7 protein-coding genes are annotated in these 9445 nt (G+C 60.2%); 6 read left to right on the top strand and 1 reads right to left on the bottom strand.

Translation table 11 applies throughout. From position 1 onward, the window contains the following. Positions 1-177: 177 nt before the first annotated feature. The gene (gene gltA / locus ACNFCJ_RS21750) at positions 178-1461 is read right to left on the bottom strand and encodes a citrate synthase (protein ID WP_037000858.1); all 1284 of its coding nucleotides are present in this window, start codon (positions 1459-1461) and stop codon (positions 178-180) included. Between the two features lie 363 nt (positions 1462-1824). On the opposite strand from gltA, the gene sdhC reads away from it, so the two are divergent. From sdhC to odhB, 6 genes are all read left to right on the top strand, one after another. Then, positions 1825-2199, top strand: a complete 375-nt coding sequence (gene sdhC, locus ACNFCJ_RS21745; protein WP_099524365.1) for a succinate dehydrogenase, cytochrome b556 subunit — start codon at positions 1825-1827, stop codon at positions 2197-2199. Further along, positions 2193-2561 carry a succinate dehydrogenase, hydrophobic membrane anchor protein gene (sdhD, locus tag ACNFCJ_RS21740; RefSeq protein ID WP_037000860.1) on the top strand — a complete coding sequence of 123 codons (369 nt, stop codon included), beginning with the start codon at positions 2193-2195 and terminating at the stop codon, positions 2559-2561. Before sdhC ends, sdhD begins: the two co-directional genes overlap by 7 nt. 3 nt (positions 2562-2564) lie before the next feature. Continuing rightward, the gene (sdhA, locus tag ACNFCJ_RS21735) at positions 2565-4337 is read left to right on the top strand and encodes a succinate dehydrogenase flavoprotein subunit (protein WP_013715381.1); all 1773 of its coding nucleotides are present in this window, start codon (positions 2565-2567) and stop codon (positions 4335-4337) included. An 11-nt stretch (positions 4338-4348) separates the two neighbouring features. Beyond that, positions 4349-5056, top strand: coding sequence for a succinate dehydrogenase iron-sulfur subunit (locus ACNFCJ_RS21730; protein WP_003459986.1), 708 nt, complete (start codon positions 4349-4351; stop codon positions 5054-5056). A gap of 248 nt (positions 5057-5304) precedes the next feature. After that, positions 5305-8136, top strand: a complete 2832-nt coding sequence (locus tag ACNFCJ_RS21725) for a 2-oxoglutarate dehydrogenase E1 component (RefSeq protein WP_416773588.1) — start codon at positions 5305-5307, stop codon at positions 8134-8136. Between the two features lie 64 nt (positions 8137-8200). Further along, positions 8201-9430 carry a 2-oxoglutarate dehydrogenase complex dihydrolipoyllysine-residue succinyltransferase gene (gene odhB / locus ACNFCJ_RS21720; RefSeq protein WP_125873748.1) on the top strand — a complete coding sequence of 410 codons (1230 nt, stop codon included), beginning with the start codon at positions 8201-8203 and terminating at the stop codon, positions 9428-9430. Positions 9431-9445 lie beyond the last annotated feature (15 nt).

Genomic DNA, 9445 nt, shown 5'->3' with positions numbered 1-9445 from the left:
ACCAGCTCTTCCAATGTCGGCGGAAACAGGCTGCTTTGTTGCCGATCTTCACCTTGGATATAGCCCATAAACGACAATGCCCCCATCGACTGATGGAGGCATTGTCTTCAGTTTGCTCTCAGACTGCTGTGTTTTCACACAGTCTGCATTGGCAGCCTTTTTCGTTTCGCGGTGCTATCAGTCGCGGTTAGCCGGCAGATCACGCTGCTCGTAACCGGTGTACAGCTGGCGCGGACGGCCGATCTTGTACGGACCCGAAAGCATTTCCTTCCAGTGCGAGATCCAGCCCACGGTACGTGCCAGGGCGAAGATAACGGTGAACATCGAGGTCGGAATGCCGATGGCCTTGAGGATGATGCCCGAGTAGAAGTCCACGTTCGGGTACAGGTTGCGCTCTTTGAAGTACGGATCGGTCAGGGCGATCTCTTCCAGGCGCATGGCCAGTTCCAGCTGCGGGTCATTGGTGATGCCCAGCTCGCCGAGGACTTCGTCGCAGGTCTGCTTCATCACGGTGGCGCGCGGGTCGCGGTTCTTGTAAACGCGATGACCGAAGCCCATCAGCTTGAACGGGTCGTTCTTGTCCTTGGCCTTGGCGATGAACTTGTCGATGTTGGAAACGTCACCGATCTCGTCGAGCATGGCCAGTACGGCTTCGTTGGCGCCGCCGTGTGCCGGGCCCCACAGCGCAGCGATACCGGCTGCGATACAGGCGAACGGGTTGGCGCCCGAGGAGCCAGCCAGACGTACGGTGGAGGTGGAGGCGTTCTGCTCATGGTCGGCGTGGAGGATGAAGATCTTGTCCATCGCCTTGGCCAGCACCGGGCTGATCGGTTTGATCTCGCACGGGGTGTTGAACATCATGTGCAGGAAGTTTTCCGCGTAATTCAGGTCATTGCGCGGGTACATCATGGGCTGGCCCATGGAGTACTTGTAGGTCATGGCGGCTATGGTCGGCATCTTGGCCACCAGGCGCATGGCCGACACTTCGCGGTGCTGCGGGTTATTGATGTCTAGCGAGTCATGATAGAACGCGGACAGGGCGCCAACTACGCCACACATGATGGCCATTGGGTGGGCATCGCGGCGGAAGCCGTTGAAGAAGGTCTTCAGTTGCTCATGAACCATGGTGTGGTTCTTGATGGTGCTGACGAACTGGGCCTTTTCTTCCTTGCTCGGCAGTTCGCCATTGAGCAGCAGGTAGCAGGTTTCCAGGTAGTCGGATTGCTCGGCGAGCTGCTCGATGGGGTAGCCGCGGTGCAGCAGGATCCCTTGGTCGCCGTCGATATAGGTGATCTTCGACTCGCAAGAGGCGGTCGACATGAAACCAGGATCAAATGTGAACCGACCCGTGGCGGTCAGGCTCCGCACATCGATTACATCGGGACCAACAGTGCCGGTCAGAACGGGCAGTTCGACGGGGGCATTGCCCTCGATGATCAACTGCGCTTTTTTGTCAGCCATATGTGGCCTCCTAGTTATGCTTGAAATCATCAGACAGCCCCCCACGCAGGGCCCGCACCACTATAGTGGGATAAATCCGAAAGTCAATTTGCGAGAACCCACGCAGTAGAAGGGTTTGAGCGCTATTTTCAGCGAAAAAAGGCCGCTATTTACGCCATTTGTTTAAAGGCTGCAATGCGCTTTTTGGGGGAGGGCATTGCATTGTCATTAGTCTGCTAACTGTCTATACTCTGCGGCCGACCGCCATAGGCTTTAGGGCCGTGTCATGGCGGTTGTCACTCATTGGGTGATGGGTACCTTGCCAGTGCACTTCCCAACAACTTTGCCCTGATCGTTAGGGGCTCTCAGTGTGATAATAAAGCCGTGAATAGCCAACGACCTGTAAACCTAGACCTTCGGACTATCAAGCTTCCGATCACCGCTTACACGTCCATTCTTCACCGTATCTCCGGTGTCATCCTCTTTGTCGGTATCGCCATTCTGCTGTTTGGCCTCGACAAGTCGCTGACCTCCGAAGAGGGCTTTGCCCAGGTGAAAGAATGCCTGACCAGTCCGCTGGCCAAGTTCGTGATCTGGGGTCTGTTGTCCGCTCTGCTGTACCACCTGGTGGCCGGTGTACGCCACTTGATCATGGACATGGGCATCGGTGAAACGCTGGAAGGCGGCAAGCTGGGCTCGAAAATCGTCGTCGTAGTGGCGGCGGTAGTGATCGTGCTGCTGGGGGTGTGGATATGGTAACTAATGTCACGAATTTCTCGCGTTCGGGCCTCTATGACTGGATGGCTCAGCGCGTTTCTGCGGTCGTTCTCGCGGCTTACACGCTGTTCCTGCTGGGCTATGTGATCTGTAATCCAGGTATGGGCTACGCCGAATGGCATGGCCTGTTCTCGCATACCGCAATGCGCATCTTCAGCCTGCTGGCCCTCGTTGCACTGAGCGTGCACGCCTGGGTTGGCATGTGGACCATTTCCACCGACTACCTGACGCCGATGGCGCTGGGCAAGTGGGCGACTGGTGTGCGTTTCCTGTTCCAGGCCGTGTGTGGCATCGCCATGTTCACGATGTTCGTCTGGGGCGTGCAGATTCTGTGGGGTTTCTGATTCATGGCTAGCATCCGTACTCTTTCCTATGACGCCATCATCGTTGGTGGTGGCGGCGCTGGCATGCGTGCCGCGCTACAACTGGCTCAGGGCGGTCACAAGACTGCCGTGGTCACCAAGGTGTTCCCGACTCGCTCGCACACCGTTTCCGCTCAGGGTGGCATTACCTGCGCCATCGCCTCGGCCGACCCGAACGACGATTGGCGCTGGCACATGTACGACACCGTCAAGGGTTCCGACTATATCGGCGACCAGGACGCGATCGAGTACATGTGTTCCGTTGGGCCGGAGGCTGTGTTCGAGCTCGAGCACATGGGCCTGCCTTTTTCCCGTACCGAGCAGGGCCGCATCTATCAGCGTCCGTTCGGCGGTCAGTCCAAGGGGCCGGACAATCCGACCCAGGCGGCTCGTACCTGCGCCGCTGCCGACCGTACCGGTCACGCGCTGCTGCACACCCTGTATCAGGCCAACCTGAAAGCCGGCACCTCGTTCCTCAACGAGTGGTATGCCGTTGACCTGGTGAAGAACCAGGATGGCGCCATCGTCGGCATCATCGCCATCTGCATCGAGACTGGCGAGACCGTCTACATCCGCTCCAAGGCCGTGGTCCTGGCCACTGGCGGTGCTGGCCGTATCTACGCCTCCACCACCAACGCCCTGATCAACACCGGTGATGGCGTGGGCATGGCCCTGCGTGCCGGCGTGCCGGTGCAGGATATCGAAATGTGGCAGTTCCACCCGACCGGTATCGCCGGCGCCGGTGTACTGGTTACCGAAGGCTGCCGTGGCGAGGGTGGTTACCTGATCAACGCCCATGGCGAGCGTTTCATGGAGCGTTATGCTCCGAACGCCAAAGACTTGGCCGGCCGCGACGTGGTTGCGCGCTCCATGGTCAAGGAAGTCATCGCCGGCAACGGCTGTGGCCCGAACAAGGACCACGTGCTGCTGAAGCTCGATCACTTGGGCGAGGAAGTGCTGCACAGCCGCCTGCCAGGCATTTGCGAGCTGTCGAAGACCTTCGCTCACGTCGACCCGGTCGTCGCTCCGGTCCCGGTCATCCCGACCTGCCACTACATGATGGGCGGCGTTGCCACCAACATTCATGGCCAGGCCATCACCCAGGATGCCAGCGGCAAGGACACCATCATCGAAGGCCTGTTCGCTGTTGGTGAAGTCGCCTGTGTATCGGTACACGGCGCCAACCGTCTGGGCGGCAACTCGCTGCTTGACCTGGTGGTATTCGGCCGCGCCGCTGGTCTGCACCTGGAAAAAGCGCTGAAAGAAGGCGTGGAAGTCCGTGGTGCCAGCGAAACCGACATCGAGCAGTCACTGTCGCGTCTGGCTGGCGTCAACGAGCGCAGCACTGGCGAAGACGTGGCCCCGCTGCGTAAAGAACTGCAACAGTGCATGCAAAACTACTTCGGTGTATTCCGTACCGGCGAATACATGCAGAAGGGCATCCAACAACTGGCCGACCTGCGTGAGCGCATCGCGAAAGTCAAAATCGCGGACAAGAGCCAGGCGTTCAACACTGCGCGTATCGAAGCGCTGGAACTGCAAAACCTGCTCGAAGTCGCCGAAGCGACCGCAGTGGCTGCCGAGGCTCGTAAAGAGTCCCGCGGTGCACACGCTCGTGAAGATTTCGAGGAGCGCGACGATCAGAACTGGCTGTGCCACTCCCTGTACTTCCCGGGCGAGAAGCGCGTAGCCAAGCGTGACGTGAACTTCGCGCCGAAGACCGTTCCGGCATTTGAACCCAAGGTTCGGACTTATTAAGGGTGACTGATATGTTGCAAGTCAGTGTTTATCGCTACAACCCGGAGAAGGACGCTGCTCCGTTCATGCAGGACTTCCAGGTCGACACCGGTGGCAAGGACATCATGGTCCTCGACGTGCTGGCGCTGATCAAGGAACAGGACGAGGGCTTCTCCTACCGTCGTTCCTGCCGTGAAGGTGTCTGTGGTTCCGACGGCATGAACATCAACGGCAAGAACGGCCTGGCGTGCATTACGCCGATCTCCGCTGCCGGCCTCAAGGGCGGCAAGCTGGTGATTCGTCCGTTGCCGGGCCTGCCGGTCATTCGTGACCTGGTCGTCGATATGAGCATCTTCTACAAGCAGTACGAGAAGGTGCAGCCGTTCCTGCAGAACGATACGCCGGCTCCGGCCATCGAGCGCCTGCAGACTCCGGAAGAGCGCGAGAAGCTCGACGGTCTGTACGAGTGCATTCTGTGCGCATGCTGCTCGACCAGCTGCCCGTCGTTCTGGTGGAACCCGGACAAGTTCCTCGGTCCCGCTGCACTGCTGCAGGCCTACCGCTTCCTGGCCGACAGCCGTGACACCAAGACCGCCGAGCGTCTGGCTTCGCTGGACGATCCGTTCAGCGTGTTCCGTTGCCGTGGCATCATGAACTGCGTGAACGTCTGCCCCAAGGGTCTGAACCCGACCAAGGCGATCGGTCACGTGCGTAACATGCTGCTGCAGAGCGGTACCTGATTCGCAAGTTGCTATACCTGTAACACCTGCGAGTCCGGCATGAGTCGGCCTCGCAGTAAAGCCAGAGCCGCAGCCCACAAAGCTGCGGCTCATACTCGAAAAATATGACGACCAGCAGGGGCATCCGGGCTGGTACCCGGACTATCTGCGGAACCCAAGTGGCTTCATCCGAGTCGCAGCATCATGACTTTGATTAAGGCTATGCGGTATTCACGCCGGTGGTGTCCCCTTACCGAGGGTGACCAAGCATGCAAGAAAGCGTGATGCAGCGCATGTGGGACAGTGCCCACCTATCCGGTGGCAACGCTGCCTACGTGGAAGAGCTCTACGAGCTCTACCTGCACGATCCCAACGCTGTGCCAGAAGAGTGGCGCACTTACTTCCAGAAGTTGCCGACCGACGGCAGCGCTGCAACGGACGTATCGCATTCGACCATTCGCGATCATTTCGTCCTGCTCGCCAAGAATTCGCGTCGTGCCCAGCCGGTTTCCGCCGGGGCCGTCAGCAGCGAGCACGAAAAGAAGCAGGTGGAAGTGCTGCGCTTGATCCAGGCCTACCGCATGCGTGGCCATCAGGCCGCCCAGCTTGACCCTCTGGGTCTGTGGGTGCGCACTGCGCCGTCTGACCTGTCGATCAATCACTACGGCCTGACCGACGCGGATCTGGACACCACATTCCGCACTGGCGAGCTGTATATCGGCAAGGAAGAGGCAACGCTACGCGAAATTCGCGATGCGCTGCAGCAGACATATTGTCGCACCATCGGTGCCGAGTTCACCCACATCGTCGACTCCGGTCAGCGCAACTGGTTCGCCCAGCGCCTGGAAAGCGTGCGCGGTCGTCCGCAGTTTTCCGCCGAAGTGCAGGCGCATGTGCTTGAGCGCATCACCGCTGCCGAAGGTCTGGAAAAATACCTGGGCACCAAGTACCCGGGCACCAAGCGTTTCGGTCTGGAGGGTGGCGAAAGCCTGATCCCGCTGCTGGACGAAATCATCCAGCGTTCCGGCTCCTACGGCACCAAGGAAGTGGTCATCGGTATGGCCCACCGCGGCCGTCTGAACGTCCTGGTCAACACCTTCGGCAAGAACCCGCGCGACCTGTTCGACGAGTTCGAAGGCAAGAAGACCGAAGGTCTGTCGTCCGGTGACGTGAAGTACCACCAGGGCTTCTCCTCCAACGTCATGACCGCAGGTGGCGAAGTGCACCTGGCGCTGGCGTTCAACCCTTCGCACCTGGAGATCGTTTCTCCGGTGGTCGAGGGTTCGGTGCGTGCTCGTCAGGATCGTCGCAGTGATGCCACTGGCGACAAGGTACTGCCGATTTCCATCCACGGTGACGCGGCTTTCGCCGGTCAGGGTGTGGTCATGGAAACCTTCCAGATGTCGCAGACCCGCGGCTACAAGACTGGCGGCACCATCCACATCGTGATCAACAACCAGGTCGGCTTCACCATCAGCAACCCGCTGGATGCGCGCTCCACCGAGTACGCGACCGACGTGGCCAAGATGATCCAGGCGCCGATCTTCCATGTGAATGGCGATGACCCGGAAGCCGTGTTGTTCGTGACGCAGCTGGCTGTCGATTACCGCATGCAGTACAAGCGTGACGTGGTCATCGACCTGGTCTGCTACCGTCGTCGTGGTCACAACGAGGCCGACGAGCCGAACGGTACTCAGCCGCTGATGTACCAGCAGATCGCCAAGCAGCGCACCACCCGTGAGCTGTACGCCGACGCTCTGATTGCAGCCGGCGTGCAGAGCAGCGACGACGTGCAGGCCAAGATCGACGAGTACCGTACTGCGCTGGACAACGGTCAGCACGTGGTCAAAAGCCTGGTCAAGGAGCCCAACAAGGAGCTGTTCGTCGACTGGCGTCCTTACCTGGGCCATGCCTGGACCGCGCGTCACGACACCCGTTTCGATCTGAAGACCCTGCAGGATCTGTCTTCCAAGCTGCTGGAAATCCCTGAGGGCTTCCTGGTTCAGCGTCAGGTGGCGAAGATCCTCGAAGACCGTCAGAAGATGGGCGCAGGCGGCTTGCCGATCAACTGGGGCTTCGCCGAGACCATGGCCTATGCCACGCTGCTGGTCGAAGGTCACCCGATCCGCATGACCGGCCAGGACATCGGCCGTGGCACCTTCTCGCACCGTCATGCGGTGCTGCACAACCAGAAGGACGCCTCGACCTACGTTCCGCTGAAGAACCTGTACGAGGGTCAGCCGAAGTTCGAGCTGTACGACTCCTACCTCTCCGAGGAAGCAGTGCTGGCCTTCGAATACGGCTACGCCACCACCACGCCGAACGCGCTGGTGATCTGGGAAGCCCAGTTCGGCGACTTCGCCAACGGCGCTCAGGTGGTATTCGACCAGTTCATCTCCAGCGGTGAAACCAAGTGGGGCCGCCTCTGCGGTCTGACCGTTCTGCTGCCGCACGGCTATGAAGGGCAGGGGCCTGAGCACAGCTCGGCGCGTCTGGAGCGTTACCTGCAACTGTGCGCCGAGCACAACATGCAGGTCTGCGTACCGACCACCCCGGCGCAGGTCTACCACATGCTGCGTCGCCAGGTGATCCGCCCGCTGCGCAAGCCGCTGGTGGTGCTGACGCCGAAGTCGCTGCTGCGCCACAAGCTGGCCATCTCGACCCTGGAAGATCTGGCCGAAGGCTCCTTCCAGACCGTGATCGGCGAGATCGATTCGCTGGACCCGAAAAAGGTCGAGCGTCTGATCCTGTGCAGCGGCAAGGTCTACTACGACCTGCTGGAGAAGCGTCGTGCCGAGGGGCGCGACGATACCGCCATCGTGCGTATCGAGCAGCTCTATCCGTTCCCGGAAGACGATCTGGCCGAAGCGCTGGCGCCGTACAAGAACCTCAAGCACATCGTCTGGTGTCAGGAAGAGCCGATGAACCAGGGCGCCTGGTATTGCAGCCAGCACCACATGCGTCGCGTCGCTACTGCACACAAGAAGTCGCTGCTCCTGGAGTACGCCGGTCGTGATGCCTCGGCTGCGCCAGCTTGTGGTTATGCGTCGATGCACGCCGAGCAGCAGGAAAAACTGCTGCAGGACGCCTTTACTGTTTAACGCCTTCATCCGGCAGGTGGCGAGTGCCACCTGCCGGTAAACCGAATTTAAGGAAACGCATACAATGGCTATCGAGATCAAAGCCCCAACCTTCCCGGAATCGGTTGCCGACGGCACCGTGGCCACCTGGCACAAGAAGCCGGGCGAAGCGGTCAAGCGCGATGAGCTGATCGTCGACATCGAAACCGACAAGGTCGTGATCGAAGTACTGGCCGAGGCCGATGGTGTCCTGGCTGAAATCATCAAGAACGAAGGCGACACCGTTCTCTCCAACGAGCTGCTGGGCAAACTGACCGAAGGTGGCGCTGCCGCCGTCGCTCCGGCTGCTGCACCGGCCGCTGCCGCTGCGCCGGCCCAGGCTGCTGCTCCGGCTGCTGTTGCTGGTGACGACGCCATCCTCTCGCCGGCCGCGCGTAAGCTGGCCGAAGAGAACGGCATCGACCCGAACAGCATTGCCGGCACCGGTAAAGGTGGCCGTGTGACCAAGGAAGACGTGGTCGCTGCCGTCGAAGCCAAGAAGAACGCCCCGGCTGCCGCTGCCAAGCCTGCCGCTGCCCCGGCTGCTGCCGCTGCTGTCGTCGCCACTGGCGACCGCACCGAGAAGCGTGTGCCGATGACCCGTCTGCGCGCCAAGATCGCCGAGCGTCTGGTCGAAGCCCAGTCCACCATGGCCATGCTGACCACCTTCAACGAAGTAGACATGACCGAGGTCATGGCCCTGCGTTCGAAGTACAAGGACCTGTTCGAGAAGTCCCACAACGGCGTGCGTCTGGGCTTCATGTCGTTCTTCGTCAAGGCAGCTACCGAAGCGCTGAAGCGTTTCCCGGCAGTCAACGCCTCGATCGACGGCAACGACATCGTTTATCACGGCTACGCCGACATCGGTGTTGCTGTGTCCAGCGACCGTGGCCTGGTGGTGCCGGTATTGCGTAACGCCGAGCAAATGAGCCTGGCTGAAATCGAGAGCGGCATCGCCACCTTCGGCAAGAAAGCCAAAGACGGCAAGCTGTCGATCGAAGAAATGACTGGCGGCACCTTCACCATCACCAACGGTGGTACCTTCGGTTCGATGATGTCGACCCCGATCGTCAACCCGCCGCAGGCTGCGATCCTGGGTATGCACAACATCGTTCAGCGCCCGATGGCGATCAACGGCCAGGTGGTGATCCGTCCGATGATGTACCTGGCGCTGTCTTACGACCACCGCCTGATCGATGGTAAGGAAGCCGTGACCTTCCTGGTAACCATCAAGAACCTGCTTGAAGACCCGGCTCGCCTGCTGCTGGAAATCTAAAAGCCAGTCTCCTCC

This window comes from Pseudomonas sp. NY15364 (assembly GCF_048068235.1).
Taxonomy (GTDB): Bacteria; Pseudomonadota; Gammaproteobacteria; order Pseudomonadales; family Pseudomonadaceae; genus Aquipseudomonas; species Aquipseudomonas mendocina_D.
Note: the sequence above shows the minus strand (reverse complement) of the source record. Positions and strands in the feature narration are given on the sequence as shown.